The sequence below is a fragment of the Kribbella sp. NPDC031520 genome, from assembly GCF_055580825.1.
This window is the reverse complement of sequence record NZ_JBVIKS010000005.1, coordinates 349,408-374,997: the sequence shown is the minus strand read 5'-3', so window position 1 is coordinate 374,997 and position 25,590 is coordinate 349,408. Positions and strand designations below refer to the sequence as shown.

The following is a 25,590-nucleotide window of genomic DNA, read 5'->3' as shown; positions in this document are numbered from 1 at the left end:
CTCATCCAGACACCAGTAGTACCTGGATCAGCGCCCGGAAACAGGCAGACTTGAGGTGTGGACAAGGCAGAGCTGGCGGCATTCCTGCGGAGCAGGCGCGAGCGCATCACGCCTGCCGACGTAGGACTGTCCGGCGGGCGCCGACGCCGTACGCCAGGGCTCCGTCGCGAGGAGGTCGCGCAGCTGGCCTACATCTCGACCGAGTACTACACCCGGCTGGAGCAGGCCCGGGCACCGCATCCGTCGGGCGAGGTGCTGGCCGGCGTCGCTCGAGCGCTCCGGCTGTCCGATGCCGAGAGCAACTACCTTTATCAGCTGGCCGGCGTACCGAGGATGCCACCCGGGCCTTCGCGACAGGTCAGGCAAAGCATCCTGGACCTGATCGAACGACTGCCGACGACGGCGGCTCTGGTGCTTTCGGCGACGTACGAAGTGATCGCGTGGAACCACCTCGCCGCCGCGCTGCTCGAGGACTTCTCGCAGCGTGCGCCCCGCGACCGCAACCTGCTGCGCCGCGTCTTTCTGGGCCCACGCGACGCCGACGGCCGGATCTTCCGGGCGTCCGGCGACGGAGGGTTCCCAGAACACGCCACGAACTATCTACGCGCGACCGCGGCGCGCTACCCGGACAACCTGGAGATTCAGCAGCTCATCGACGAACTCCGCCACGGAAGCCCGCGCTTCGCCGAACTGTGGGACGCCCACGACGTGGCCGCCGAACTGAAGCTTTGCAAGACCTTCGACCATCCGCTGGTCGGTCCGGTCACCGTGAACTGCGACGCGCTCGCGATCCCGGACCGCGACCAGCAACTCATCCTGTACACCGCGCCACCGGGATCGCCCTCGGAGGAGGCGCTCCGGCTGCTGTCGGTGGTCGGCACGCAGCGTCTCGACGTACCGGGGTGATTAAGCAATCGGGCTGCTCACTGTGTGCGGATATTCCTGTTGGAATTGTCGCCGACCGCGCGGGAGGTTGGATACATGGCAGCTGACACGAACAAGACCCGCACGATCGGCGACGTCGAGGTGTCCGCGATCGGGCTCGGCGGGATGCCGATGTCGATCGAGGGACGCCCGGACGAGCAGCGGTCGATCGCCACCATCCACGCCGCGCTCGACGCCGGCATCACGCTGATCGACACCGCCGACGCGTACCACCTGACCGCGACCGACGACGGCCACAACGAGATCCTGATCGCGAAGGCGCTGGCGTCGTACGGCGCTGACACCTCGAACGTGCTGGTTGCGACGAAGGGCGGACACCTCCGGCCCGGCGACGGGAGCTGGACGCAGAACGGGTCGCCGGAGTACCTCGCGGAGGCGGCCGAGGCGTCGCTGAAGCGGCTCGGCGTGGAGGCGATCGGGCTGTACCAGTTCCACCGGCCCGACCCAAGGGTCCCGTACGAGGACTCGATCGGCGCGATCCGGGACCTGCTCGACGCCGGCAAGATCCGGATGGCCGGTATCTCGAACGCGAACCCCTCGCAGATCAAGCAGGCGAACGAGATCCTCGGCGGCCGGCTGGTGTCGGTGCAGAACCAGTTCTCGCCCGCGTTCCGGTCCAGCGAGCCGGAGCTCGAGCTGTGCGACGAGCTCGGCATCGCGTTCCTCCCGTGGTCGCCGCTGGGCGGGATCGCGCGGGCCGGCGAGCTCGGCGCGAAGCACCCGGCGTTCCACACGCTGGCCGCGGAGCTCGGTGTCTCGCCGCAGCGCGTGACGCTGGCGTGGATGCTCGCGAAGTCCCCGTACGTCATCCCGATCCCCGGCTCGAGCCGCCCGGAGACGATCCGCGACTCCTACGCCGCGATCGACCTGCAGCTGACGGCCGAGCAGGTCGCCGTACTGGATGCCGCCTGACCTGGGCATATTCGCCGTACCGCCGCTGTTGGAGTGCGCATGGAAGACATGCGCGCACTGAGCTACGGCCTCGGACAGCAGTACTTCGAGGAACGTGACTACCGCGGCGCGATCCGCGCGCTGCAGCCGGTGGTCGAGGAGACGCCCGACGACGTCGGCACCCGGCTGCTGCTGGCGCGGGCGTACTACCACGCCGCACTCCTCAAGCCCGCCGAGGAACACCTCCTCGCGGTCATCGAACGCGAGCCCACCGAGTACTACGCACACCTGATGATGGCCCGCACACTGGAACGCCAGTCCCGCCCCGACGAGGCCGGCAAACACCGCCGCATCGCCGCGGCCCTCACCGGCGACGACGAGCTGCTCAAGTCACAGTCGCTCTGACGAACACCCTCGAAGGCCCGTGATCCCCGCGATCGCGGGCCTTTGTGATGCAACAAGTGGCAACTTGTCCACAAGGTCCGAAATGGCGACGACACCGACCTCCTCCGCCGCTAATCTCAACGCACTGCCACTGCGTGACTGTGAAGTAGCAGGGCGTGGGATACAGAAGTACACCCGGCCAGCCGAGACCGCGGAGGACAAGTGGGGATCTGCGCCCGCTGCGGGAACCAGCGAGACCCTGCCAGCCAAACCTGCCCGCATTGCGGGGCAACGGCGTTGCCGCCGACCGCGCAGCAGCCTCATCCGCAAGGACAATGGTTCGGTCCCGGACCACGTGACGGCGGGCGGGACGATGTACCCGCTCCTCCTGTGCAACCGCCGATCGGCATCCACCCGCCTACCACTCCGGCTGCCCCGGCCGCGCCGACCAAGCGCGCGTCGGGCCCCGGGTTCCGGGCGAAGGTCCGCAGCCTGTTCACCCGGCCGCCGGGCTATCAGAACGTCTTCGTCTGGCTGGTCACCGGTATGCTGCGGGACAAGCGCGGGCTGTTCGGCGCCTTGCTCGCGACCTGGTTCAACCTTCCGGTCGCCGTGCTCCTCGGCGGTACCGGATTGGTTGCCGGTGGCATCTACGGCTACATCGGCGGTGCGGTCAGCGGCAACAGCCGAGCGGACTCCTGGTTCGCCGGCATTCCGGTCCTGGACGGCTTGTTCAGCAGTGCGTTCCTGCAGGGCGGCGGTATTCTCGGCATGCTTCTGGGCGCGGCCGCCGGCGCGCTCGGCGGGTTCCTGCTGGGCCTGGTCGTGCCCTGGCTTGCGCTAGCGGCGAGCAGCCCGGCCGAAGGCCTCGGCCGGTTCCTTGCCCAGCTCCTGGTCGCGTTCTTCTGCGGCGTGCTCTACACGATCTGGGGCATCGCCAGCGAGGGCTGGATGTTGCGAGTCTCGGGTGCGCGACAACCGAGCCGCCGGGAACGAGCGCTGATCGAGCCGATCGTCGAGGACTGCGCTCGGCGGCTGGGCCTGACCTCGACACCGAAACTGCTGATGGACGACGACCGCACACCCAACGCGGCGGCGGCCACGCGGCACATCATCGTCAACAAGGGGTTCCTCGACGACTTCGACTACGACCCCGAGCCGTTGGCCGGTGTCATCTGCCACGAGCTGACCCATTGGCGCAACGCGGACACGGTCTCGAGCTACTTCATTCGCGGCGTCGCCCTCCCGCTCTACATCTCGTACAACGTCTGCACCTGGCTGCTGCGTTTCACCCGCGGGATCATCCAATTCTTCGTCGTGCTGGTGACATGGCCGATCCTGGTGAGCATCAGGTACGTCGTGATGCCGCTGCAGGCCTCCGGCAGCCGCGCGATGGAATTCCGGGCCGACCAAGGTGCCGTGGCGGCCGGCTATCGGGACGGTCTGCGCAGGGTTCTCACCCGCTTCCGCGCCAGCTTCGACGGCGCGCGCAACGGATGGGATCGGTCCGTCCTCAGCACGCACCCGCCGAGCGAGTTGCGGCTGGAGGCTCTCGAGGAGCCGGGCGTCGAGTACCCACTGCCTGATGCCGAGAACCCCGATGTGCCGATGCCGGTGATCGTCACCGGCGGGTTGGCCAGGGACTGATGAACGCACAGTGGCCGGTGATCCCGCCGTTCAGCCTGGAGCCGCGCCGCCAGGTGTTTCTCGGCTGGGACGCCCGAGGTGGCTACAAACGGTGCTGGAGCGCGCCCGAGGACTCGGTCGGGATCGTCGGGCCTCCTCGCTACGGCAAGACCTCCGGACTGATCATCCCGTCGGTGATGTGGTGGGAAGGTCCACTCGTCTGCACGTCGACCCGCGGCGACATCCTCGGGTTCGCCGGGAATCGCCGGCGCGCGCTGGCAGCGCCGTACGGCGGAGACGTCAAGGTGTACGACCCGTTCGGCAGCGAGTATCCCGAGCTGTCGATGCGCTGGTCGCCGTTGGCGGACTGCGAGAACCCGTCCGTCTGCTACCGACGGGTGGCGGCGATGACAGCTGTCGCGGGTCAGGGAGTGCAGGACGGTGACCACTGGCGTGGCGGGGCTGCCGCGATCCTCCGCGCGTACTTCCACGCGGCCGCGCTGGAGCAGTTGCCGATTTCCGTCGTACGACGGTGGCTCACTGCTCAGGAAACGCGCGACCCTACGGCGATTCTGCGGTTGTCGTCGAGTCCGGGCGCGATGTGGGCGGACGATCTGGATGCGGTGAAGTTGCTCGGCGACCGGGAGCGCGGCAGTTTCTACTCGGTTGCGCGGAACACGCTCGAGGCGACGTCCGAACCGACCGTGCTCGCGTCCTGCTCGAAGAACGAGCTGAACATCGACGAGTTCCTGGAGAGCCGGTCGTCGCTGTTCATCATCGGTCCGTCCCACCAGCAGCAGGCGATCGCGCCGCTGATGGCAGGCCTGGTCGACAGCATCGCGCAACGTGCGTCGGAGATCGCCGCCGAACGGGGCGGCAGACTGGAGCCACCGCTGATGCTGGCACTCGACGAGATCGCCAACATCGCACCGTTGTCGAGTCTCCCCTCGTTGGTCAGCGAGGGTGGCGGTCGCGGCATCGTGACGATGTGGGCAACGCAAAGCCTTGCCCAGTTGAGGAATCGGTACGGCGTGGAGCAGCAGGCGGCGATCCTGGCGGCCACCACCGCAAAGCTCATCTTCGGTGGACTGTCGAACGGCGAGGACCTGCACAACATTTCGTCCTGGGCCGGTGAGGAGCGCCAAACCACCACCAGCATGCAACTAGGACCGCAGCCTGGTCAGACGCCCGGCAGTACCGGACCGGTCGGCGTCAGCGGAGCCATCGCCGGCCAGAACACCACGGTCAGCAACATCTACCGCCCGGCTCTCCCGGTCAACGCGATCCAGATGCTGCCACCCTTCCACGCCTGGCTCTTCTGGCGCAGCGAACCCCCGTTCCAGGTCGAGGCCCGCCCCGCCGGGGCCATCTCGGAATTCGCCCAGCTCAGAGGCTTCGGATCATGAGAGAACATGGAACCGGACCACAAGCAAGGAGTGCGCACTATGACCGACAATCCGCCGGAACCGCAGACGGCAGATCCGGAGAAGATCGCCAGGCGGACGCGCGAGGAGGATGTCACCGGCGAAGAGTGGGAGGAGATCCTGAGAAAGCAACGCGAGAAGGAAGAAGCGGAGGGTCGCAGAATCTTCGGCGACAAAGAGCCCTTCCCTGTTCCGGACTCCGACACCGACTCCTGAGTCCCGGGGGCCGGCCGGCTCATCGCCCTGATCTCGTCACGGAGGTGCCGGGCCGATGAACGCCGGAAAGGCCAACGGTTGGGGTATCCGGTCGTTCCCGATCACGCTCGCGGACGACGATCCGCTCCTGACGCCGACGAACACCATCGAAACCCCGGAGCGCGAGGCGTTTCGGCGACAGGTCGTCGAAGACCATCTGGCCGGCTCGACGCCCGTCACGGACCGCAAGCCGGTTCTGTACCTGATGGGTGGCGGCGGCGCGTCCGGCAAAGGGGCGGTCAAGGATGCGCAGATTGAGAGAGGAAGAATACCCGCGCAGAACGTGGTGAATCTCGATCCCGACGAGATCAAGACCAGCGTCCCGGAGTACAACGCGATTGTCGCAGCCGGGGACAGTCGTGCGGCAGCGACGGTTCACGAGGAGAGCAGCGCGCTCTCGAAGCAGGTGCTCGGTGCGGCCATGGAAGGGCGCCGGGACATCGTCTACGACGTGACGATGGGCAACCCGGACAAGGGACGCACCCTCATCCAGACCGCCAAGGACGCCGGCTACGACGTGCGGCTGTACGGCGTCACCGTCGATCCTGTCACCGCGGTCGAGCGCAACGGCAAGCGCGCGGAGCGAACCGGTCGCTACGTTCCGGTCAGCTCGCAACTCGAGGCGCACAAAGGATTCAGCGAAGGTTTCGCGAGTTACGCAGACCTGGCGGACGAAGCGAAGCTCTTCGACACCAACAACGGCAGCGTGTTGATCGCGGAGAAAGAGCCGGGGGGTGCACTCGAGGTCTACCGTCCCGCGGAGTACGACGCCTTCAAGCGGAAGGCCCACCTGAACCCCGAGGCAGCCGGAGCCGACGAACTGTACTCGGAACACGACAGCTCCAAGCTGTACTCGCGTGGCGGATCGCGGACCAATCAGGAGATCGTCGACTCCGGTGACGGGTTGCCGCGTACGCAGGAGAGCGTGCGGGAGGCGGCCGATGCCGGTGGGATCGATCTCACCGGAGTGGACGTACTGATCGTCGACGAGCCGGACGAGATTCGCTATCTCGACCATGAGCAGGCGTGTGCGTACACGCCGAGCGAGCGCGGTGGTGACGAGATACGACTCGGACCGGCGGCCTTCGCCGACCGTGAGATGTTGGTCGCGACACTCGCGCACGAGAAGACACACGTCGAACAACTCCGGGCCATGTCCGACCCTGACTTCGACTCGGAAACACTCAAGGATCTCGAAGATGAGGCGTACGCGAGCGAAGCTCCGGCGCTGGAAAGGCTGAGGGAACATGACGGCGATCAGGTTCGTGGTCGAGACGACGTTCGACCTGCCGAACAGGGACGGGATCCTGGTTCCGGGCGAGCTGGTGACGGGAGTGATCTCGGGCGGGACGACCTTGCTGACGGAGGACACGAGGCAGCCGATCCGGATTCTCGGGATCGAGTTCCCGACCCCGAGGAGCGAGGGGACGAACCGGGTGACGTTGCGGATCGAGCGGACGGACGCACCGGCGATCAAGCCGGGGACGACGCTGATCAGCCCGGCGTAACAACCTCCGACCCAGACACAGAAACCGAGCCAACCGCAGACGCCGAGAACCAAGCCGAGGCAGCCGCGGACGCGGACGCCGACGCTCAGGACGACGCGGACGCCCAGGCTGAGGCAGATGCTGAAGCCGACGCGGAGGATGAGGCCGAGGCGCAAGCGGACGCGGACGCAGACGCTCAGGACGAGGCAGATACCCATGCCGAGGCGCAGGACGAAGCCGACGCCCAGGCGCAGGTTGACGCTGAGTCCGAGGCCGAGGCCGACGCGGAGGCCGACACTGACGCGCAGGCCGAGGCAGAGGCTGAGGCTCAGGACGAAGCCGACGCGGAGGCCGACACTGACGCCGACGCTGAGGTAGATGCTGAAGTAGATCGTGAGGCCGACGCTGATGCCCACGCTGACGCCCAGGCCGAGGCAGATGCTCAGGACGACGCGGAGGCGGAGGCGGAGCAGGCTGATGTGCAGCGGGAGGATGAGGCTGACGTTGGGGAGGGCTCGGAGGCCGACGGTCAGGAGACCGAGGTCCGTGAGGAGGAGGCCGAGGCTGAGTCCGCGGAGGCTGAGTCTGCGGAGGCTGAGGAGCAGGATCTCGCGGCCGGCGAGCAGGACGTCGAGGTTGGTGGGCAGGAGCAGGAGGCTGCCGGCGACGATGTCCAGGCGGATGGGGAAGAGGTTGAAGCCGGCGGGGACGACATGGCGGCCGGTGGGGAAGAGGCCGAGGCGGACGACGTTGAGGCTGGTGGGGGCGGGGCTGAGGCCGGTGGGGATGAAGCTGGGGGTGGGTATGAGCAGCAGGCTGAGGCTGATGACGACCGGGTGGCGGGGGCTATGGAAGAAGGCGGGGATGCGGATTACGGGGACGACTCGTACGACGACTCCGCGACGGCTGACATGGGGAGGGAGTGACGGTGGCGTCTGCACCACCCTGGGTCTGGGACGGGTTGAGTGATGAGGTTCGGGCCGAGTCCTGGTCGCGGCTGGCGGCCTGGGTGACGTGGCTGGAGGAGGCCTACGCGCCGTGGGTGATGCTGCCACCGTGCTGGCCGGTGCACGAAGGGCTCCGCACCGAGCTGACGATGTTCTGGTACTGGCATCGCTGGCTGATGTCGAAGGCCGCCAACCCGATCGACGGCGTTCGGTGGCACAACGAACTGCGCCGGTCCGCGCAGGCCTGGCGGGAGCTGTCGACCTGCCGGCACGAGCCGCCGGTGTCGCACCACAACCAGATCATGGCCGACCGCCGCATCAAGCAGAACGAGTTTCTGACCCAGGCCGTACGGGCCGAAGCAGAAGCAGCCAAGCCACGGCCCGCTGACGTGGTGCGCGACGCCGAGGAGGCGTGATGACCCAGACAACTCCCCCTCCGCAGGTGGTCAACCCGTTCGTGGAGCCGTGGAAGCCCACGCAGCGGTTCATCGTCGTGACCGCGCTGATCGTCGCCCTTGTCGTCTCGATCAGTACGGCGAGCTTCGTCGTAGAGCGGATCTGGTTCAAGCCGGAGTCGGCGGTGGAGGGGTACTTCAGGGCGCTCGGCGAGCGGGACGCCGGCAAGGCCGCGACGTACCTGAACGATCCGGCCGGCAGCATCGACGGGGCGCTCGCCTCGGATCAGTACGTGCCGCCGACGGGGCTGAAGGTGGAGAGCATCGAGAAGGGCGACGACAGCAAGACGCGGATCGCCAAGATCAGCTACTCGATCGGCGACAACCACGTCAGCGGCACACTCCGGCTGCGCGCGAAGGACAAGCTGACGTTCGGCATGTTCCGCGGCTGGACGATCGAGACCTCGCGCCCCTCGCTCCAGGTCTCCACGCCGAACCCGACCGCCGTCCGCGTGAACGGCAAGCCACTTCCGGTCGACGAGAACAGCTCGGCGTCGCAGGTCGAACTCTTCCCCGGACGGTACGTCGTGACCGTCGCGGACGGCCCGTTGATCACCAGCGAACCGGTCACGATCGACGCGGCGTTCGGCCAGCAGGACGTGGAGTTGACGCCGACCGTGAAGCCCGAGGCGAAGACCGCCGTCGACGGGCAGATCAAGTCGTACCTCACAGGCTGCCTGACCAACGCGAACGACTCCTGCCCGTTCAACTTGTCCACAGAGGTGACCAAACCGGTCTGGCGGATCGTGAAGTACCCGACCATCGAACTGCTCCTCGCCGACGACGGATCCGTCGTCGTGCGGACCGCCACCGACGGAGAGGCCACGGTGACAGGCACTCAGTACGGCGGTTATCCGTACACGGACACGCAGGAGTTCGCCGTCGACGGCACGGTCACCGCGCCGGACGGGAAGGTCGTCTACACGCCTGGAGAGTGACTAGGTCCTGTCTGGATTACCAGCCAGGACCTACGGCTTCGTCGCGGCGGATGCGGTCTGGTAGATGGCCTGCATCCGCTGCCAGTTCGTGAGCAACGACGACGCGTACAGCACGTAGTCCTGGCTGCCGACGCGCCAATAGATCGACCTGACGTGCTTGCGCCCTGCGTCGGAGTCGAACTCGAACTCCCAGCTGACAGCCTCGTGCTGACGCCAGGTGGACGGGTGAAGCCCGACCAACTGATAACCGGGGTACTTCGTTCTGAACCCACGCTCGGTGTCCTGCATCACCGAGGCCAGTGGGCGACCAGGCGCCGGCGAACCGCCGTACCGGAGAAAGCTGGTCGAGTCGTTCGGGTCGGTGGCCTGCGTGTCGGTGCCGGTGGAGCGGACCGCGGCCGGCCAACCGACGGGGATCAACGTCGTCAGTCCGCCCGGTCCGCTCGCCGCCTGGAAGCCGGCGGGGATACCGGGTTGAGGCGGTTGCACGACTGACGGCTTCGCCGGGGACGGTGTGCTCGGCTGCGGTTCGGTCGGCGAGGTCTCCGAACTGGACGGCGCCGCGGTCGGAGTCGACGAGATCGCGGTCGGCTTCGGCGTCGCGGCACCGGCCGAGTCGCCGGGCGAACGCAGTACCAGCAGAGAGCCACCGATCAGGCCGCAGACGACCAGGTTGCCGGCGAACGCGATCACGGCGAGCTGCTTGGAACTCATCCGCGCTTGACTCATGGTTCCCCAGTACGCGTCGCCAGTTCGGACTCCCCGCGAGCCGCCGGTCGACCTAAGCTACCGGGAGCACTCGCAAGCGCACTGTAGGCGACAACAGGTTGTCCGACAAGGCAGGACAGGGACATTGGCTCAACAACCGGATGAAGACCCTGCCGCCGAGGTCGAGCGGCTACGGAACGAGCTGCGATCGCGGCCGGACGACAACGACCTGCGGACCCGGCTGGCCTGGGCGATCCGGCGGATGATCGAGGCCTCGCTCGCCGTCACCGTCTATCAGGTACGGATGATCGCCAGTGAGCGGCAACGGCAACTGTGCCGGCGCGAGGCCGCCGAGATCCTCGATCTCGCCCCCTGGGACAACGACCTGCGCGTGTTCGCCACCGGGATCGCAGCCGAGGTCGAGCGCGGCGGACAGTGGGCGTGGCAGAGCAAGGCTGCGGCCGTGACGCTGTCGACGGCCGCGGCCGTGTGCGGGCTGGCGCTGGTCGTGGTCGGTGGGCTGTTCGACAGCCTCGCCCTGATCATCGTGGCCGGGCTGTTGAGCAGTGCGGCGCTGGCCGGGATCGTGCTGCTGTTCCGCAAGCAGGTGTGGTGGGTGGCTGCTCGGGATGCTCGAGGTGTCATCGAGCGGCCGGGGATCTGAGCCGCAGAGGGTGGAATGAGTTGCCGGGGATTGGTGTTCTGTGGGGTGTTAGTAGTTTAATTGTGAACTACCTAGTCGAGGAGGACGGATGCAGTTCGGCGTATTCAGCGTCGGGGACGTGACCGAGGACCCGACCACGGGGACCACGGTCTCCGAGGGTGAGCGGATCAAGGCGATGGTGCGGATCGCGCTCAAGGCCGAAGAGGTCGGGCTGGACGTGTTCGCGCAGGGCGAGCACCACAACCCGCCGTTCGTGCCGTCCTCGCCGACCACCCAGCTCGGGTTCGTCGCGGCGCAGACGTCCAAGATCATCCTGTCCACCTCGACGACGCTGATCACCACCAACGACCCGGTGAAGATCGCCGAGGACTACGCGATGCTGCAGCACCTGGCCGACGGCCGGGTCGACCTGATGATGGGTCGCGGCAACACCGGTCCGGTGTACCCGTGGTTCGGGCAGGACATCCGCAACGGGATCGGGCTCGCGGTCGAGAACTACGCGCTGCTCCGGCGGCTCTGGCGTGAGGACGTCGTCGACTGGGAGGGCAAGTTCCGTACGCCGCTGCAGGGGTTCACGTCGACGCCGCGGCCGCTGGACGGCGTACCGCCGTTCGTCTGGCACGGGTCGATCCGGTCGCCCGAGATCGCCGAGCAGGCGGCGTACTACGGCGACGGGTTCTTCCACAACAACATCTTCTGGCCGATGAGCCACACCCAGCGGATGATCGAGCTCTACCGGACGCGCTTCGAGCACTACGGGCACGGCGCGGCGGACCAGGCGATCGTCGGGCTGGGCGGTCAGGTCTTCATGCGGAAGAACTCGCAGGACGCCGTACGGGAGTTCCGGCCGTACTTCGACAACGCGCCGGTGTACGGGCACGGCCCGTCGCTGGAGGACTTCACCCGGGAGACGCCGTTGACGGTCGGCAGCCCGCAGGAAGTGATCGAACGGACCCTGAGCTTCCGGGAGAGCGTCGGCGACTACCAGCGGCAGCTGTTCCTGATGGACCACGCCGGCTTGCCGTTGAAGACGGTGCTGGAGCAGCTGGACATCCTGGGCGAGGAGGTCGTACCGGTACTGCGGAAGGAGTTCGCCGCGCTGAAGCCGGCCCACGTACCCGACGCCCCGACCCACGCTTCCCTGAAGGCCGCCGCCGAGCGGGCTCGCGACCTGGAGACGATCGACGAGCCGGCCGTGGTGGCCGAACCGGCCGCCGAGGAGCCGACGCGATGAACGAACGCGTGATTGCCGTCGTGACAGCTGGGTTGACGACTCCGTCGTCGTCCCGGCTGCTCGCCGACCAGCTGGCCGAGGCCGTCCGCGACGAGCTGTCCGGTCGCGGCATCAGCACGCGCATCGAGCTGATCGAGGTCCGGGACCACGCCCACGAACTGACCGACAACCTGCTGACGGGCTTCCCGCCCGCCAAGCTGCGCGAGGTCCTGGAAACAGTCGCCGCGGCCGACGCCCTGATCGTGGTCAGCCCCACCTTCAGCGCGTCGTACTCCGGCCTGTTCAAGATGTTCTTCGACGTACTCGACGACCAGGCCCTGGCCGGCAAACCAGTCCTCCTGGCCGCCACTGGCGGCACCGAACGCCACTCGCTGGTGCTCGAGTTCGCCCTGAGGCCGTTGTTCGCATACCTGAAGGCCCTCCCGGTCCCCACGGCCGTCTACGCCGCCTCCACCGACTGGGGCCCGAACGCGGCCACCCTCCGCCCCCGCATCGCCCAAGCCGCCTCCGACCTGGTCGCCGCGCTCCACCACGAAACCCCCACCCACACAGACCCGTTCGCCAACCCAACCCCGTTCGAAGACCTACTCAACAGCTGAGCGCGACGCGATCAGCTGGGTAAGGCCGTCGAGGATGGTGGTCAGGCCGAAGGTCAGGGCGTGGGCGGGGTCCAGGGCGGACTGGAAGTGTTCGCCTACGGAGGTGCCTACTCGGCCCGCTAGGGGGAAGTGCGTGTTGGACATGACTGTGGTGAGGGTTGGGGAGATCTGACGCCACCACTCCTGGTCCGACAGGCCTGATTCGCGTTGGGTGCGGAGTTGTTCGGCGCCGGCTCGGGCGGTGCCCTGGACGTGGGTGAGGACCAGCGACAGAGCGGAGTCGATCTCGACGTCGGTCAGGCCCAGGCCGTCCAGCGGACGTAGTTCTATCTCGTACTTGCGGGTGATGTTCGGGCCCAGCGCCGTCCGCATGGTGGGGACCTCGTGGATCCACGGGTGCGCGGTGAGGACGTCCCAGTTCCGGCGGGCGATGAATTCGAGGGCGCCACGCCAGCCGCCGGGTTGGCCGGCCGGTTCGGCGTCGTCGTACAGGTCGCCGTACGCCTGGTCGAACATCAGGTCGGTCAGCTCACCCTTTCCGGGGACGTGGGTGTAGAGCGACATCGTGCCGACCTTCAACCGGTCGGCGACCATCCGCATCGACAGCGCCTCGAGCCCGGACTCGTCGGCCAGCGCGATCGCCGCGTCGACGATCGCGCGCACGGTCAGGCCGGAACGGCCGGGCTTGGTGTGGCTACCCCAGAGCAGCGCCAGACTGCGCGCCGGATCGGGCGCCGCCGCCTTTCTTCCCGCCACGCGGAACCTTCCTCCACCGATCGTCGTTGGACGCATCGTACCTGAGCCGTACAATGTACGGTACACTCTACGGTTCAACGACCACGAGAGGCTGGGAATGGCAACAGAGCAAGTGATCGAGGCCGTCGGCGTACGGAAGAACTACCGCGGCGGTACGGAGGGTGCGGGGCTGAACGGCTTCGACCTGGAGGTCACGGCCGGTACGGTGACGGGCCTGCTCGGCCCGAACGGCGCCGGCAAGACGACCGCGGTGCGGATCCTGTCCACGCTGCTGGAGCTGGATTCCGGTACGGCGACGATCGCGGGGTACGACGTACGCCGCCAAGGCGCGGAGGTACGCCGCCGGATCGGGCTCGTCGGGCAGTACGCCGCGGTCGACGAGGTACTCACCGGGCGGCAGAACCTGGTGATGTTCGGGCGGCTGAACCACCTGCGGAACGCGAAGGCCCGGGCGGACGAGTTGCTCGAGCGGTTCAGCCTGACCGAGGCGGCCGGGCAGGCGGTGAGCAAGTACTCCGGCGGCATGCGCCGGCGGCTCGACCTCGCCGCGAGCCTGATCGTCGCGCCGCGGGTGCTGTTCGTGGACGAGCCGACGACGGGTCTGGACCCGGCCGCGCGGATCGAGGTGTGGAACGCCGTACGGCAGCTGGTCGACGGCGGTACGACGGTGTTGCTGACGACGCAGTACCTGGAGGAGGCGGATCAGCTGGCGAACCGGATCTCGATGCTGAAGGCGGGGAAGGTCGTCGCGGAAGGGACGCCGGACGAGTTGAAGACGCAGCTGGGCGCGGACCGGTTGGAGCTGGTACTCGCGGATCCGGCCGACGTACCGCGGGTCGTGGAGCTGGCCGCGCCGCTGGCGGCCGGGCAGGTGCAGGTGGTCGACGTACGGGTGAGTGTGCCGGTGCAGGATCGGACGAAAGCCCTGGTGGTGATGGCGAACTCGTTGCACGAGGCAAGGATCGAACCGGAGGACATCACGTTGCGGCGGCCGACGCTGGACGAGGTCTTCCTGCACCTGACCGGTACGGAGGTGGCGGCGTGATGTGGGTGTTCGCGGACAGCTGGACGATCGCGCGGCGGACCTTCCTGCACTGGCGGATGCAGCCGGGGCTGGTGGTGTTCACCTGGTTCTTCCCGGTGTTGATGCTGCTGCTGTTCGGCGGGTTGCTGGGCGGCGCGATGGTGACGGATTCGTCGTACTACGAGTTGCTCGTACCGGGGATCTTCGCGCTCGCGATGCTGTTCGGGCTGGAGGGCACGATGACCGCGGTCGCTACGGATGTGTCGAAGGGGGTGACGGATCGGTTCCGCTCGCTGCCGATGAGTTCGGCGGCTGTGGTGCTCGGGCGATGCATCGCGGACCTGCTCGACTCGGTGGTCACGCTGGCGGTGCTGGTCGCCACCGGGCTCATCCTCGGTTGGCGGTGGCACGAAGGGCTGATGTCAGCGCTGGCCGCGTTCGGGCTGCTGTTGCTGCTCCGCTTCGCGCTCCTGTGGGTAGGCATCTTCATCGGCCTCTCCGTCAAGAACGCCCAGAGCGTCACCGTGGTCCAGGTCCTCGTCTGGCCCGTCGGCTTCCTCTCCAGCACCTTCGTAGCCACGTCCACGATGCCGCCCTGGCTGGGCACCATCGCCCAATGGAACCCCTTGTCCGCCACAGCCACAGCAGCCCGCGGCCTCTTCGGCAACCCGGATCCGTCAACCACCACAACCTGGATCGGCTCTCACGCGGGCGTCGCAGCAGTCATCGCACCACTCGTGCTGACGGCGATCTTCCTGCCGTTGTCGGCCCACCGTTTCCGCACGCTGTCCCGCTGATCACCTTGGTTGCCTAGGGCGTCAATTGGCCGCCGTTGATCTCGACGATCTGGCCGGTGACGTAGGACGCCATCCGTTCGGAGGCGAGGAACAGGATGGTGCCGACACACTCGTGCGGCGTACCGGTGCGGCCCATCGGGATGGTCGCGAGCATCGCCTGCAGCTGGGCGTCGCCGGTGTGGCGGTCGTGGAACGGGGTCTTGATCACGCCGGGCGCGATCGCGTTCACCCGGATCCCGTCCGGCGCGAGCTCCTTGGCCAGTCCGCGGGTGAACGTACTGACCGCGCCCTTCGACGTGGCGTAGACCACCGAACCGCCGGCGCCACCGGTCCGCCCGGCGATCGACGTGACGTTCACGATCGAGCCACCGCCCTGCGCCTTGAACACCGGTACGATCCGCCGGCTGAGGGCGAACACCGAGGTCAGGTTGACGTCCAGGATCCGGTGGAACTCCTCGTCCGGTACGTCGGCGACCGGTGATCGGTGGACGAGGTCGCCGGCGTTGTTCACGAGTACGTCGATGCGCCCGTGCTGCGCGAGCACCTCGTCGATGAACGCGTCGGCCGACTTCGGGTCGGCGAGGTCCGCCTGGTGCAGGGACGCCGTACCACCCGCGGTCTGCACCGCCCCGACGGTGTGCCTCGCGCCCTCCTCGTTCCGGTGGTAATGCAGCGCGACCGTCGCCCCGGTCTCCGCGAACCCGACCGCCGCCGCAGCCCCGATCCCACTGCTCGCCCCGGTCACCACCACGACCTGATCCCTGAAATCCAGATATGCCATGGGCATATCCTCTCCCAGTGCCGCATTCCGTTCTCGTCGCCGCGTATGTCGCCTGGCCCGCAGGTGCGGTGCTGCTGCGCCTGGTGGCACGCGCTCGCGCGCGATGCCTGATCGTCACCGGGCTCGCCATCCTGGTCGCGCTCGTGCTGGCGACGACGGCTACGCCGACGGATGTTGCGCTGCCGTTGGGTCTGTTCGCCGGAGGGGTGCTCGCGGTGGTCGTCTGCCTGGCGACGGGTCGCGGGCTGACGCTCAACATCGACCAGGGCACGACCTACTGGGAGTACGACGGGAAGATCCCGGTGGGCGACCGCCTGGTCGAGATCCTGGGCGCATTGGTCGCGATCCTCGGAGTCGTGGCGCTGCCGTTGGACTGAACGCGCCGGGTGGCGGGGTGGTGGGGTGGGGGCGGGGGTATTTTCGATGGATGGGATACGCGCTCGGGGAGCTCGGGCTCCGGCGGTGGCGGACTGGTGACGCGTTGCGGCTGGCGGCGGCGCACGACGATCCGGCGATGGTGAACCAGGGCGGCATCGTGGACCGGGCGTCCGCGGTCGACTGGATCGGCCGGGTCGCGGATCTCGACAACGGGCACGTGTACGCCGTCGCGGACGCGGAGGACCACCCGATCGGGTGCGTCGCGGTGACGAACATCGACCGGCACCGGGTCGGCTGGATCTGGTACTGGACGCTCTCCGACGTCCGCGGCCACGGCATCGCGCGGGACGCCCTCCGCGCGCTCGCGAGCTGGGCCCACCACGAGGCGGGGCTCTACCGGCTCGAACTCGGGCACCGCCTGAACAACCCCGCCTCGTGCGCGGTCGCGGCGGGCGCCGGCTTCCTCTCCGAGGGCATCGAACGCCAGCGCCTCGCCTTCGACGGAACCCGGTACGACGTCGAACGCCACGCCCGCCTGGTCACCGACCCGCTGAACCCACCCAACCGCCCGGTCCGCATCGTCAGCTGACCCGACGTCTGCGACTCGACAGGACGTACATGTCCACTGGCTTGCGAACGAGCCCGCTCCCCGGCGTGCAGACGCCGTCGGTGTGCGTATACGTCCTGTCGAGCTGCAGACGGACTGGGCGGAAATCAGAGGGTGAGCTTCGGGTGCCGGTTGACGTCCTTGTAGAGCAGGTACCGGAAGCGGCCCGGCCCGCCGGCGTAGCAGGCCTGCGGGCAGAACGCGCGCAGCCACATGAAGTCGCCCTCCTGGACCTCGACCCAGTCCTTGTTCAGCAGGTAGATCGCCTTGCCCTCGAGGACGTACAGGCCGTGCTCCATCACGTGCGTCTCCGGGAACGGGATCACCCCGCCCGGCTCGAACGTCACGATGTTGACGTGCATGTCGTGCCGTACGTCGTCCGGGTCGACGAACCGCTGCGTCCGCCAGGCGCCGTCGGTGTCCGGCATCTCGCGACCCTCGACGTCGGCCTCGTTGGTGACCAGCGCCGGCGGTACGTCGATCCCCTCGACCCGCTCGTACGCCTTCCGCACCAGGTGGAACGTGGCGTTCGCGTCGCTGGTGTTCCGGACAGTCCAGTCGCCACCCGGCGGGAGGTACGCGTACCCACCGGAGGTCAGCGCGTGCTTCTCGCCCGCCACCGTCAGCACAATGTTGCCTGCGACAACGAACAGTACGGCCTCGGCGGCCGGGTCGGTCTCCGGCTTGTCGCTGCCACCACCGGGCGCGACCTCGACGATGTACTGCGAGAACGTCTCCGCGAACCCGGACAGCGGACGCGCGATCACCCACAGCCGGGTGTCGTCCCAGAACGGCAGCCGGCTGGTGACGATGTCCCGCATCGTCCCGCGCGGCAGCACGGCGTACGCCTCGGTGAAGACCGCGCGGTCGGTGGTGAGGTCGGTCTGCGCGGGCAGTCCGCCCTTCGGGGCATAGAAAGTCATCGTTCTCCTCGGGTCAGCAGGCGGCCGCGCGGGTGGGCGGTGAGGTCGACCGGTACGCCGCGCAACCAGGTGCTCCGGACGACCCCGGTCAGCGTGCGGCCGTCGTACGGCGTGATCGCGTTCTTGTGCTGGAGCTGGTGCGCGTCGACGGTGAAGGTCTCGTCGGGGGCGAGCACGCACAGGTCGGCGTCGTACCCGATCTCGATCCGGCCCTTGGTCTGCAGGCCGGTCTGTGCTGCGGGCGCCTCGGCCATCCAACGGACCACATCCGGAAGGGTGAAGCCGCGGCGACGAGCCTCGGTCCACACCGCGGGCAGGCCGAGCTGAAGGGACGCGATGCCGCCCCAGGCGGTACCGAAGTCGCCGGTGTCCAGGTGCTTGAGGTCGATCGTCGACGGCGAGTGGTCGGACACGACCTGGTCGATGGTGCCGTCGCGGAGGCCGTCCCAGAGCAGTTCGCGGTTCGCGGCCTCGCGGATCGGCGGGCAGCACTTGTACTGCGTGGCGCCGTCCGGGATGTCCTCCGCGTCGAAGCTGAGGTAGTGCGGGCAGGTCTCGGCGCTGATCCGGACGCCGTCGGCGCGGGCCTTCGCGAGCAGCGGGAGCACCTCGGCGCTGGAGACGTGCAGGATGTGGACCCGGCAGCCGGTCTCGCGGGCGAGGTCGATGACGTGCTGCACGGCCTCGTTCTCCGCCGCACGGGGGCGGGAGTCGAGAAACGCCTGGTAGCTCGCGCCGTTGGGTTCGTTCGCCTCGTCGATGCGGTGGGCGTCCTCGGCGTGCACGATCAGCAGGCCGTCGAAGTTTGCGATCTCGCGCATGGCGGCTTCGAGCTGCGGCGGGTCGAGTGGCGGGAACTCGTCGACGCCGGAGTGCAGCAGGAAGCACTTGTAGCCGAAGACACCGGCGTCGTGCAGCGGACGCAGGTCGGGAACGTTGCCCGGGATCGCGCCGCCCCAGAAGCCGACGTCGACGTACGCCTGGGTCTCGGCGGTCTTCCGCTTGAGCTTCAGCGCCGGTACGTCGCAGGTCGGCGGGATGCTGTTCAGCGGCATGTCGACGATCGTGGTTACGCCGCCGGCGGCCGCGGCCTTCGTCGCGGAGGTGAACCCCTCCCACTCGGTCCGGCCGGGGTCGTTGACATGTACGTGGGAGTCGACGAGGCCCGGAAGCAGTAGTTCGTCGTCGGCGAGCCGGAGTTCCGTCGCGGCGTCGAGCTCCGCGTCGTACGGCGAGATCGCGACGATCCGCCCGTCGCGGACCCCGATCGCACACGCCTGCTCGCCCCCGCCGCGCACCACCCGCCGGGCCCGTACCACGAGATCCAGAAGACTCATGCGATCCCCTTCGCTCTTCGTGTCATCGTAAGGTGCTCCACCACGATCCGTTCGCCGAGCGCTTCCAGCAGCGGACGCGGCTCGGCGATACATCTCCGTACGTCGGGCTCCACCTCGGTCAACGCGTACGCCGCGGCCACCCCAATCTCCCGCAGCTGCTCCGGCGCCAACCGATTCACCCCACACACCGCAACCACCGGAACACCTCGGGCGGCTGCTGCTACTCCTGCAACGGCTTTGCCGTGGAGAGTCTGTTCGTCGAGGGCGCCTTCGCCGGTGACCACCAGGTCCGCACCGGTGAGCTGCTCCCTGAACCGCACCAGCTCCAGCACCAGGTCGATACCCGGCTGCAGCTCGGCACCGAGGAGAGCGATCGCCGCAAACCCGACCCCACCGGCCGCACCCGCGCCTGGTACGTCCCGCAGGTCCGTCCCGGTCTCCCGGGCCACCAGGTCCGCCCACTCCGTCAAGGCGGCATCCAACTGCACCACCTGCTCCGGGGTAGCCCCTTTCTGCGGCCCGTAGACGGCCGCCGCGCCCCGGGGGCCGGTCAGCGGGTTGTCGACGTCGCACGCGACGACCACCTGCACGCCGGCGAGTCGTTCGCGGAGGGTCAGCGCGCCGATCTCCGGAACATTTTCGTCGGATAGCGCCGAATTGTTTCCGGAAAGCTCCGACGACGAACCGGCAAGCGCGTCGATCAGGCCGCGGCCGCCGTCGGTGGAGGCGCTTCCGCCGATGCCGAGGATGATCCGGGTGCAGCCGGCGTCCACGGCGGCGGCGATGACCTCGCCGGTGCCGTACGACGTTGCCGTGAGCGGAGCCGGCACTCCACCCGGCAAGCGGATCAGGCCGGAGACGTCGGCGAGTTCGACTACCGCGGTGTTGCCGCGGCGGGCGTACGCCGTACGGACCGGCTCGCCGGTGGGGCCGGACGCGGTGACCGGGAACAGTTTGTAGCCGGCGGCGACGGCGGCCGACAGGGTGCCGTCGCCGCCGTCGGCTACTGGTACCGGGATCACGGTGGCATCGGGGCAGACTCGTTGTACCCCGACGCCGACCGCTTCCGCGACCTCGGCGCTGGTGAGCGTTCCCTTGAACTTGTCCGAGGCAACGACCACTCGCAGGCCGAACCCCTCGAACGACGCGGTGGCCATCAGTCCAGCAACGCGAGTGCCGTGGGCGCGTCCTCGGGCGCGATCGCCAGGTCCTCGAACTCGATCACGTTGTCGATCTCGACGCCCATCGACACGTTCGTGACCCGCTCCAGGATGACCTCGACGACGACCGGGACCCGGTGCTCGACCATCAGCTTCTTCGCCTGCTCCAGGGCCGGCAGGATCCCGTCCGGCTCGGACACCCGCAGCGCCTTGCAGCCGAGTCCTTCGACGACCTTCACGTGGTCGACGCCGTACCCGTTGACCTCGGGGCTGTTGATGTTCTCGAAAGACAGCTGCACGCAGTAGTCCATGTCGAAGTTCCGCTGCGCCTGACGAATCAGGCCGAGGTACGAGTTGTTCACCACCACGTGGATGTACGGGATGTTGAACTGCGCCCCGACCGCGAGCTCCTCGATCAGGAACTGGAAGTCGTAGTCACCCGACAGCGCGACGACCGTGCTCTCCGGATCCGCCGTCGCGACCCCGAGCGTGGCCGGTACGGTCCAGCCGAGCGGCCCGGCCTGTCCGGCGTTGATCCAGTGCCGCGGCCGGTACACGTGTAGCATCTGCGCCGCCTGGATCTGCGACAGCCCGATCGTCGACACGTACCGGACGTCCGGCCCGAAGGCGCGGTTCATCTCCTCGTACACCCGCTGCGGCTTGATCGGCACCGCGTCGAAGTGCGTCTTGCGCTGCAGCGTGGTCTTGCGCTCGCGGCACTCCGCGGCCCAGGCCGTACGGTCCGGCAACGAACCGGCGCGCTCGCGGGCGACCTCGACGAAGACCTCCAGCGCGGCGCGGGCGTCCGACACCACGCCGTAGTCCGGCGCGAACACGCGCCCGATCTGGGTCGGCTCGATGTCCACGTGGATGAACTTCCGGTCGCCGCGGTACACATCCAGCCCACCGGTGTGCCGGTTCGCCCAGCGGTTGCCGATCCCGAGGACGACGTCGGCGGCCAGCATCGTCGCGTTCCCGTACCGGTGTGACGTCTGCAGCCCGACCATGCCCGCCATCAGTGGGTGGTCGTCCGGGATCGCACCCCAACCCATCAACGTCGGTACGACGGGAATGCCGGTGAGCTCCGCAAAGGAAACCAGCAGGTCGGCGGCGTCCGCGTTGACGATGCCGCCACCGGCGACGATCAGCGGGTGCCCCGCGCCGGCCAGCAGGTCGAGTACCTTCTCCGCCTGTGCCCGGGTCGCCGCCGGACGCGAGACAGGCAGCGGCTCGTACGTGTCGATGTCGAACTCGATCTCGGTCAGCTGGACGTCGATCGGCAGGTCGATCAGCACCGGACCCGGACGGCCCTCGCGCATCACCTGGAACGCCTTCTGGAAGGTGCCCGGGACCTGCGCAGCCTCCATCACGGTGACCGCCCATTTCGCGACCGGCTTGGCGATCGCGGAGATGTCGACGGCCTGGAAGTCCTCCTTGTGCAGCTTCGCGACCGGCGCCTGCCCGGTGATGCACAGGATCGGGATCGAGTCGGCGGAGGCGGAGTACAGCCCGGTGATCATGTCGGTACCGGCCGGTCCTGACGTACCGATGCAGACGCCGATGTTGCCGGCCTTGGCCCGGGTGTACCCCTCGGCCATGTGCGACGCGGCCTCGACGTGCCGGGCCAGTACGTGCTTGATCCCGCCGTGCGCGCGGATCGCGCTGTAGAACGGGTTGATCGCGGCGCCCGGCAGACCGAACGCCTGCGTCGAGCCTTCCTTCTCCAGGATCAGTACGGCGGCATCGACCGCCCGCATGCGAGCCATCAGTTGACGTCCTTCCCGGACAGCCGCTCGACGCCACGGAGCAGCGCGGAGTGGTCGAGCTTGCCGTCGCCGTTCGCGCGGGCCGACGCCACCAGCTGTGCCACCAGGGCGCCAAGCGGTACGACGACACCGGCCTCGCGGGCCGCCGCGGTGACGATGCCCATGTCCTTGTGGTGCAGGTCGATCCGGAACCCGGGCTCGAAGGAGCGCGACAGCATGTTCTCCTTCTTCTGGTTCAGTACGGTCGACCCCGCGAGACCGCCGCCCAGTACTTCGAGGGCGGCCTTCGTGTCGACGCCGTACGCCTCCAGGAAGACGACCGCCTCGGCGACCGCCTGGATGTTCGCGGCCACGATCAGCTGGTTGGCCGCCTTCACGGTCTGGCCGGAGCCGCTCGGGCCGACGTGTACGACGGTCTTGCCGACCACGTCGAAGACCTCCTTGGCCTGCGCGAAGTCGTCCGCCTCGCCACCGACCATGATCGACAGCGCGGCGTTCTTGGCGCCGGCCTCGCCGCCGGAGACCGGGGCGTCGAGCAGCCGGAAGCCGAGCGCGCGGGCCTGCTCGGCGAGCTCCTGGGTGACGTCCGGGCGGATGCTGGAGAAGTCGATGACCAGCGCGCCGGTGTCGGCGTTCTGGAAGACGCCGTTCTCGCCGGCGAGGACATCCTGGACGTCCGGCGAGTCGGGCACCATCACGCAGATCACGTCGGCGCCCTTGACCGCCTCGGCGATCGAGGAGACGGACCGGCCGCCGGCCTCGATCAGCGCCGCGGCGCGCTCGGGGCTGTGGTCGACGCCGGTCACGGAGTGCCCGGCGTTGGCGAGGTGGACGGCCATCGGGTTGCCCATGATGCCGAGGCCGATGAAGGCGATGTTCGTCATAGTTCGTTCTCCTGGAAGTGCGTGACCTGCGATGAAGAATGGAAAGAGAGGAGGCGTGGTCGGTGTCAGCGGCGCTCGTACGGCAGCCAGCCGAAGCTTGCTTCTGTGGTGGTGGACGGCTTGTACTCGAGCCCGACCCAGCCGGCGTAGCCGTTGGCCTGCAGGGCGGTGAGCTGGGCGTCGAGCGGGAGCGTGCCGGTACCGGGTTCGTTGCGGCCCGGGTTGTCGGCGATCTGTACGTGCGCGACCCGGTCGGTGTGGTCGGCGATCACCTGGTCGACGTCGTCGCCGTTGACCGCGAGGTGGTACAGGTCCGCGAGCAGCCCGAGGTTCGGTACGTCGTACGCCGCCCGGACGCGGTCGATCACGCCGAGCGCGTCGGCCGCGAGCTTGAGCGGGTACTGCGCGGCGCCGCTGACCGGCTCGACGAGCACGGTGGCGCCGATCCGCGCGGCGGCGTTGGCGGCAAGGGCGAGGTTCTCGACCGCGAGGTCGCCCTGCTCCTGGTCGTTGCTGCCCTCGACGCGGTTCCCGTACAGGGCGTTGAAGCCCCGGGCTCCGAGGCGTTCGCCGATGCCGACGGTGACGTCGACGTTGTCGCGGAACTCGCCGGAACGCTTCGGCCAGGACACCAGGCCGCGGTCGCCGCCAGGCATGTCGCCGGCGAAGAAGTTCAGGCCGGTCAGCTGCACGCCGGCCTCGGTGACCGCGTTCACGAACGCGTCGACCTGGCGGTCCGGCGGGACGGCCTCGACGAACGGCCACCAGAACTCCACCGCGCTGAACCCGGCCCGCTTCGCGGCCGCGGGCCGCTCGAGCAGAGGCAGCTCGGTGAAGAGCAACGAACAGTTCACCGTGTACCGCAGCTGGTGACTCATCCTGACCCAACTTCCGCATTGTGGAACTTGATTTCTGTTCTGCGAAATGACCATAAGTCGCCGGGTCCGGGCCGTCAAGCGCCGACCGGTCCTGGATGGGGCTGTCCCACGCGGGCGCGCGCGTTGTACGTTCCTCTAAAGGAGGTACGCCGTGCTGCTGACCGAGCTACTCGACGCGCCTGAGCTCGGGTTGCGCCTGCTGCACTCCGCGGGCGGCGTACTGGACCGGCCCATCGGGCGGCTGGTGACGACCGACCTGCTCGAGCCCGGGCGGTACCTGAACGGCGGCGAGGTGGTGCTGACCGGGCTGGTCTGGCGGCGCCGGCCGATGGACAGCGAGGTGTTCGTCGCCTCGATGGCCGGCCGCGGCGCCACCACGATCCTGGCCGGGAAGGCGCAGCTGGGCGACGTACCGACCGACCTGATCGAGGCGTGCCGGCGGCACGAGGTGACGCTGATCGAGGTACCGGTCGAGATCGCGTTCGCGGACATCACCGAGTACGTCGCGGCGGCCGGATCCGCCGAAACCGGGGCGCGGCTGTCGGCGAGCCTGGTCCGGCAACGGCAGCTGCTCTCGTCGATCGCCGCCGGGCGGAGCCTCGACGAGCTTGCGGCGCGGATCTCGGCCGAGATCGGTCACGACTGCCGGGTGCTGACCGCGACCGGGCGGCACGTCGTACCCGGGCCGAGCGAGCTGGACCCCGACACGGTCGACGCGGTCACGCGACGGTTCCTGACCGCGGACCGGATGCCCACGGTGGCAGCCGCGGCCGACCCGTACAGCCTGTTCCCGATCGGGTCCGGGTTCGGTAACCGGCTGACCGCGTGGGTGCTGGTCATCGACGGCGACTACAACACCTGGACCCGCGACCACGTCGAGGCGGTGAATGAACTCTGTGCGATCGCCGCGCTGGACCGCGCCCGCCGCGACGAGGGACGGCGCGCCCTGCGCCCGCTGGTCGCCGACGCGCTGGCGATGGTCGAGTCGGGTGCTGCGCAGGCCGACGTCGCCGCACGCCTGCGTCAGGCGGGCGCGCACTCGGAACGCCCGCTGGTCGTCGCGGTCGCCGGCCTCCGCGACGACGGTCCCGGCGAGGTCGCGCTGTCGTTGATCGAGGACGTCGCACTCACGTTCGGCCCGGCCGTCGTCGCGCTCGGCCGGGACGGTCTGCTGGTCGCGTTCCTACCCTCCACGCCGGCGCTCGCCGAGCATCTCCGACGAGCCTTCGGACGGCTGGCTCCGGGGCTCAACCGCGCACACCTCGCGGTCGGGATCAGCGGTGAGACGGCGATCGACGCGCTCGCGGGCGCACTGGAGGAGGCCCGGTTCGCGCATCGGGCCGCCGGCGCGGCCCGTGCACCCGTCTCGGTCGTGACGTCGGACGAGGTCGCGTCGCACGTCCTCCTGCTCGCCACGCTGCCCGACGACGTACGGCGTACGTACAGCAACCGCGTCCTCGGAGCGGTCCTCGACCACGACCGCCGTACCCATGCCGACCTGCTCATGACGCTGCAGGCGTTCCTCGCCTGCTCGTGTTCGTGGACCCGTACGGCGGAGTCGCTGCACCTGCACGTCAACACTGTTCGCTACCGGATCGAACGCGTTGAGCAACTGACCGGACGCGATCTGTCGAGCCTCGAGGACCGGGTGGACGTGTTCCTCGCGCTCAAATCGCTGTAGTTGTGTGATCACACAAACTGGACGTTCTCCGGCCGTTCATCTTCGGAGGTTCACGGGGTGC

The 25,590-nt window shown here is 68.5% G+C and carries 26 protein-coding genes; 17 read left to right on the top strand and 9 right to left on the bottom strand.

The window, feature by feature from the left end; translation table 11 throughout:
* The first annotated feature begins 57 nt into the window (after nucleotides 1-57).
* From ACZ5BU_RS27075 to ACZ5BU_RS27035, 9 genes are all read left to right on the top strand, one after another.
* Nucleotides 58-906, top strand: coding sequence for a helix-turn-helix transcriptional regulator (locus tag ACZ5BU_RS27075; RefSeq protein ID WP_465703232.1), 849 nt, complete (start codon nucleotides 58-60; stop codon nucleotides 904-906).
* 75 nt (nucleotides 907-981) lie between these two features.
* On the top strand, nucleotides 982-1,857 hold the full coding sequence (locus ACZ5BU_RS27070; protein WP_465703231.1) for an aldo/keto reductase: 876 nt from the start codon (nucleotides 982-984) through the stop codon (nucleotides 1,855-1,857).
* 39 nt (nucleotides 1,858-1,896) lie between these two features.
* Entirely contained in the window at nucleotides 1,897-2,241 is a 345-nt protein-coding gene (locus ACZ5BU_RS27065) for a tetratricopeptide repeat protein (protein WP_465703230.1), read from the top strand.
* 369 nt (nucleotides 2,242-2,610) lie between these two features.
* Nucleotides 2,611-3,867 (top strand): M48 family metalloprotease, encoded by a 1,257-nt coding sequence (locus tag ACZ5BU_RS27060; RefSeq protein ID WP_465703229.1) that lies wholly within the window; start codon nucleotides 2,611-2,613, stop codon nucleotides 3,865-3,867.
* Nucleotides 3,867-5,252 (top strand): type IV secretory system conjugative DNA transfer family protein, encoded by a 1,386-nt coding sequence (locus tag ACZ5BU_RS27055; protein WP_465703228.1) that lies wholly within the window; start codon nucleotides 3,867-3,869, stop codon nucleotides 5,250-5,252. The genes ACZ5BU_RS27060 and ACZ5BU_RS27055 overlap by 1 nt, the downstream gene beginning before the upstream one ends.
* A 39-nt stretch (nucleotides 5,253-5,291) precedes the next feature.
* Nucleotides 5,292-5,486: a hypothetical protein gene (locus ACZ5BU_RS27050; protein ID WP_465703227.1), complete on the top strand. Its 195-nt coding sequence runs from the start codon at nucleotides 5,292-5,294 to the stop codon at nucleotides 5,484-5,486.
* A 55-nt stretch (nucleotides 5,487-5,541) separates the two neighbouring features.
* Nucleotides 5,542-7,938, top strand: a complete 2,397-nt coding sequence (locus ACZ5BU_RS27045) for a zeta toxin family protein (RefSeq protein WP_465703226.1) — start codon at nucleotides 5,542-5,544, stop codon at nucleotides 7,936-7,938.
* Nucleotides 7,939-7,940: 2 nt separating this feature from the next.
* Entirely contained in the window at nucleotides 7,941-8,375 is a 435-nt protein-coding gene (locus ACZ5BU_RS27040) for a hypothetical protein (protein ID WP_465703225.1), read from the top strand.
* On the top strand, nucleotides 8,375-9,352 hold the full coding sequence (locus ACZ5BU_RS27035) for a hypothetical protein (protein WP_465703224.1): 978 nt from the start codon (nucleotides 8,375-8,377) through the stop codon (nucleotides 9,350-9,352). Before ACZ5BU_RS27040 ends, ACZ5BU_RS27035 begins: the two co-directional genes overlap by 1 nt.
* A 30-nt stretch (nucleotides 9,353-9,382) precedes the next feature.
* Here the strand turns inward: ACZ5BU_RS27035 and ACZ5BU_RS27030 are convergent, their stop codons facing one another.
* Complete coding sequence (locus tag ACZ5BU_RS27030) at nucleotides 9,383-10,066, bottom strand: hypothetical protein (RefSeq protein ID WP_465703223.1); 684 nt, start codon at nucleotides 10,064-10,066, stop codon at nucleotides 9,383-9,385.
* A 139-nt stretch (nucleotides 10,067-10,205) separates the two neighbouring features.
* Here ACZ5BU_RS27030 and ACZ5BU_RS27025 point away from each other — a divergent pair, with 139 nt between their 5' ends.
* The 3 genes from ACZ5BU_RS27025 (at nucleotide 10,206) to ACZ5BU_RS27015 (ending at nucleotide 12,557) form a co-directional block, all read left to right on the top strand.
* On the top strand, nucleotides 10,206-10,724 hold the full coding sequence (locus tag ACZ5BU_RS27025) for a hypothetical protein (protein WP_465703222.1): 519 nt from the start codon (nucleotides 10,206-10,208) through the stop codon (nucleotides 10,722-10,724).
* 88 nt (nucleotides 10,725-10,812) lie between these two features.
* On the top strand, nucleotides 10,813-11,958 hold the full coding sequence (locus tag ACZ5BU_RS27020) for an LLM class flavin-dependent oxidoreductase (protein WP_465703221.1): 1,146 nt from the start codon (nucleotides 10,813-10,815) through the stop codon (nucleotides 11,956-11,958).
* Nucleotides 11,955-12,557 (top strand): FMN reductase, encoded by a 603-nt coding sequence (locus ACZ5BU_RS27015; protein ID WP_465703220.1) that lies wholly within the window; start codon nucleotides 11,955-11,957, stop codon nucleotides 12,555-12,557. Before ACZ5BU_RS27020 ends, ACZ5BU_RS27015 begins: the two co-directional genes overlap by 4 nt.
* On the opposite strand, the gene ACZ5BU_RS27010 is transcribed toward ACZ5BU_RS27015, so the two are convergent.
* A complete protein-coding gene (locus ACZ5BU_RS27010; RefSeq protein WP_465703219.1) occupies nucleotides 12,543-13,313 on the bottom strand; it encodes a TetR/AcrR family transcriptional regulator in 771 nt (256 codons plus the stop codon). The two genes, ACZ5BU_RS27015 and ACZ5BU_RS27010, sit on opposite strands and share 15 nt — an antisense overlap.
* Before the next feature lie 97 nt (nucleotides 13,314-13,410).
* Here ACZ5BU_RS27010 and ACZ5BU_RS27005 point away from each other — a divergent pair, with 97 nt between their 5' ends.
* Both ACZ5BU_RS27005 and ACZ5BU_RS27000 read left to right on the top strand, forming a co-directional pair.
* Nucleotides 13,411-14,358, top strand: a complete 948-nt coding sequence (locus tag ACZ5BU_RS27005) for an ATP-binding cassette domain-containing protein (RefSeq protein WP_465703218.1) — start codon at nucleotides 13,411-13,413, stop codon at nucleotides 14,356-14,358.
* Nucleotides 14,358-15,134: an ABC transporter permease gene (locus tag ACZ5BU_RS27000; RefSeq protein ID WP_465703568.1), complete on the top strand. Its 777-nt coding sequence runs from the start codon at nucleotides 14,358-14,360 to the stop codon at nucleotides 15,132-15,134. Before ACZ5BU_RS27005 ends, ACZ5BU_RS27000 begins: the two co-directional genes overlap by 1 nt.
* 13 nt (nucleotides 15,135-15,147) lie before the next feature.
* Here ACZ5BU_RS27000 and ACZ5BU_RS26995 read toward each other — a convergent pair whose 3' ends face one another.
* A complete protein-coding gene (locus ACZ5BU_RS26995; protein WP_465703217.1) occupies nucleotides 15,148-15,915 on the bottom strand; it encodes an SDR family NAD(P)-dependent oxidoreductase in 768 nt (255 codons plus the stop codon).
* 17 nt (nucleotides 15,916-15,932) lie between these two features.
* On the opposite strand from ACZ5BU_RS26995, the gene ACZ5BU_RS26990 reads away from it, so the two are divergent.
* Together ACZ5BU_RS26990 and ACZ5BU_RS26985 are read left to right on the top strand one after the other, a co-directional pair.
* Nucleotides 15,933-16,292, top strand: coding sequence for a hypothetical protein (locus ACZ5BU_RS26990; protein WP_465703216.1), 360 nt, complete (start codon nucleotides 15,933-15,935; stop codon nucleotides 16,290-16,292).
* A gap of 50 nt (nucleotides 16,293-16,342) precedes the next feature.
* Nucleotides 16,343-16,882 (top strand): GNAT family N-acetyltransferase, encoded by a 540-nt coding sequence (locus ACZ5BU_RS26985; RefSeq protein ID WP_465703215.1) that lies wholly within the window; start codon nucleotides 16,343-16,345, stop codon nucleotides 16,880-16,882.
* Nucleotides 16,883-17,007: 125 nt separating this feature from the next.
* Here the strand turns inward: ACZ5BU_RS26985 and ACZ5BU_RS26980 are convergent, their stop codons facing one another.
* The 6 genes from ACZ5BU_RS26980 to ACZ5BU_RS26955 form a co-directional block, all read right to left on the bottom strand.
* Nucleotides 17,008-17,823 (bottom strand): bifunctional allantoicase/(S)-ureidoglycine aminohydrolase, encoded by an 816-nt coding sequence (locus tag ACZ5BU_RS26980; RefSeq protein WP_465703214.1) that lies wholly within the window; start codon nucleotides 17,821-17,823, stop codon nucleotides 17,008-17,010.
* Nucleotides 17,820-19,160 (bottom strand): allantoinase AllB, encoded by a 1,341-nt coding sequence (allB, locus tag ACZ5BU_RS26975; RefSeq protein ID WP_465703213.1) that lies wholly within the window; start codon nucleotides 19,158-19,160, stop codon nucleotides 17,820-17,822. The genes ACZ5BU_RS26980 and allB overlap by 4 nt, the downstream gene beginning before the upstream one ends.
* Nucleotides 19,157-20,317, bottom strand: a complete 1,161-nt coding sequence (locus ACZ5BU_RS26970) for a glycerate kinase (protein ID WP_465703212.1) — start codon at nucleotides 20,315-20,317, stop codon at nucleotides 19,157-19,159. Before ACZ5BU_RS26970 ends, allB begins: the two co-directional genes overlap by 4 nt.
* Nucleotides 20,317-22,086, bottom strand: coding sequence for a glyoxylate carboligase (gene gcl, locus ACZ5BU_RS26965; protein WP_465703211.1), 1,770 nt, complete (start codon nucleotides 22,084-22,086; stop codon nucleotides 20,317-20,319). Before gcl ends, ACZ5BU_RS26970 begins: the two co-directional genes overlap by 1 nt.
* On the bottom strand, nucleotides 22,086-22,970 hold the full coding sequence (locus ACZ5BU_RS26960; protein WP_465703210.1) for a 2-hydroxy-3-oxopropionate reductase: 885 nt from the start codon (nucleotides 22,968-22,970) through the stop codon (nucleotides 22,086-22,088). Before ACZ5BU_RS26960 ends, gcl begins: the two co-directional genes overlap by 1 nt.
* A 65-nt stretch (nucleotides 22,971-23,035) precedes the next feature.
* On the bottom strand, nucleotides 23,036-23,848 hold the full coding sequence (locus ACZ5BU_RS26955) for a hydroxypyruvate isomerase family protein (RefSeq protein WP_465703209.1): 813 nt from the start codon (nucleotides 23,846-23,848) through the stop codon (nucleotides 23,036-23,038).
* 151 nt (nucleotides 23,849-23,999) lie between these two features.
* On the opposite strand from ACZ5BU_RS26955, the gene ACZ5BU_RS26950 reads away from it, so the two are divergent.
* Nucleotides 24,000-25,529 (top strand): PucR family transcriptional regulator, encoded by a 1,530-nt coding sequence (locus ACZ5BU_RS26950; protein WP_465703208.1) that lies wholly within the window; start codon nucleotides 24,000-24,002, stop codon nucleotides 25,527-25,529.
* The last annotated feature ends 61 nt before the right edge of the window (nucleotides 25,530-25,590 follow it).

Coding starts and splice junctions, on each gene's coding strand:
- ACZ5BU_RS27070 (WP_465703231.1), top strand. CDS start 982: ATGGCAGCTGACACGAACAAGACCCGCACGATCGGCGACGTCGAGGTG.
- ACZ5BU_RS27065 (WP_465703230.1), top strand. CDS start 1,897: ATGGAAGACATGCGCGCACTGAGCTACGGCCTCGGACAGCAGTACTTC.
- ACZ5BU_RS27055 (WP_465703228.1), top strand. CDS start 3,867: ATGAACGCACAGTGGCCGGTGATCCCGCCGTTCAGCCTGGAGCCGCGC.
- ACZ5BU_RS27050 (WP_465703227.1), top strand. CDS start 5,292: ATGACCGACAATCCGCCGGAACCGCAGACGGCAGATCCGGAGAAGATC.
- ACZ5BU_RS27045 (WP_465703226.1), top strand. CDS start 5,542: ATGAACGCCGGAAAGGCCAACGGTTGGGGTATCCGGTCGTTCCCGATC.
- ACZ5BU_RS27035 (WP_465703224.1), top strand. CDS start 8,375: ATGACCCAGACAACTCCCCCTCCGCAGGTGGTCAACCCGTTCGTGGAG.
- ACZ5BU_RS27030 (WP_465703223.1), bottom strand. CDS start 10,066: ATGAGTTCCAAGCAGCTCGCCGTGATCGCGTTCGCCGGCAACCTGGTC.
- ACZ5BU_RS27020 (WP_465703221.1), top strand. CDS start 10,813: ATGCAGTTCGGCGTATTCAGCGTCGGGGACGTGACCGAGGACCCGACC.
- ACZ5BU_RS27015 (WP_465703220.1), top strand. CDS start 11,955: ATGAACGAACGCGTGATTGCCGTCGTGACAGCTGGGTTGACGACTCCG.
- ACZ5BU_RS27005 (WP_465703218.1), top strand. CDS start 13,411: ATGGCAACAGAGCAAGTGATCGAGGCCGTCGGCGTACGGAAGAACTAC.
- ACZ5BU_RS27000 (WP_465703568.1), top strand. CDS start 14,358: ATGTGGGTGTTCGCGGACAGCTGGACGATCGCGCGGCGGACCTTCCTG.
- ACZ5BU_RS26995 (WP_465703217.1), bottom strand. CDS start 15,915: ATGGCATATCTGGATTTCAGGGATCAGGTCGTGGTGGTGACCGGGGCG.
- ACZ5BU_RS26985 (WP_465703215.1), top strand. CDS start 16,343: ATGGGATACGCGCTCGGGGAGCTCGGGCTCCGGCGGTGGCGGACTGGT.
- ACZ5BU_RS26980 (WP_465703214.1), bottom strand. CDS start 17,823: ATGACTTTCTATGCCCCGAAGGGCGGACTGCCCGCGCAGACCGACCTC.
- allB (WP_465703213.1), bottom strand. CDS start 19,160: ATGAGTCTTCTGGATCTCGTGGTACGGGCCCGGCGGGTGGTGCGCGGC.
- ACZ5BU_RS26970 (WP_465703212.1), bottom strand. CDS start 20,317: ATGGCCACCGCGTCGTTCGAGGGGTTCGGCCTGCGAGTGGTCGTTGCC.
- gcl (WP_465703211.1), bottom strand. CDS start 22,086: ATGGCTCGCATGCGGGCGGTCGATGCCGCCGTACTGATCCTGGAGAAG.
- ACZ5BU_RS26960 (WP_465703210.1), bottom strand. CDS start 22,970: ATGACGAACATCGCCTTCATCGGCCTCGGCATCATGGGCAACCCGATG.
- ACZ5BU_RS26955 (WP_465703209.1), bottom strand. CDS start 23,848: ATGAGTCACCAGCTGCGGTACACGGTGAACTGTTCGTTGCTCTTCACC.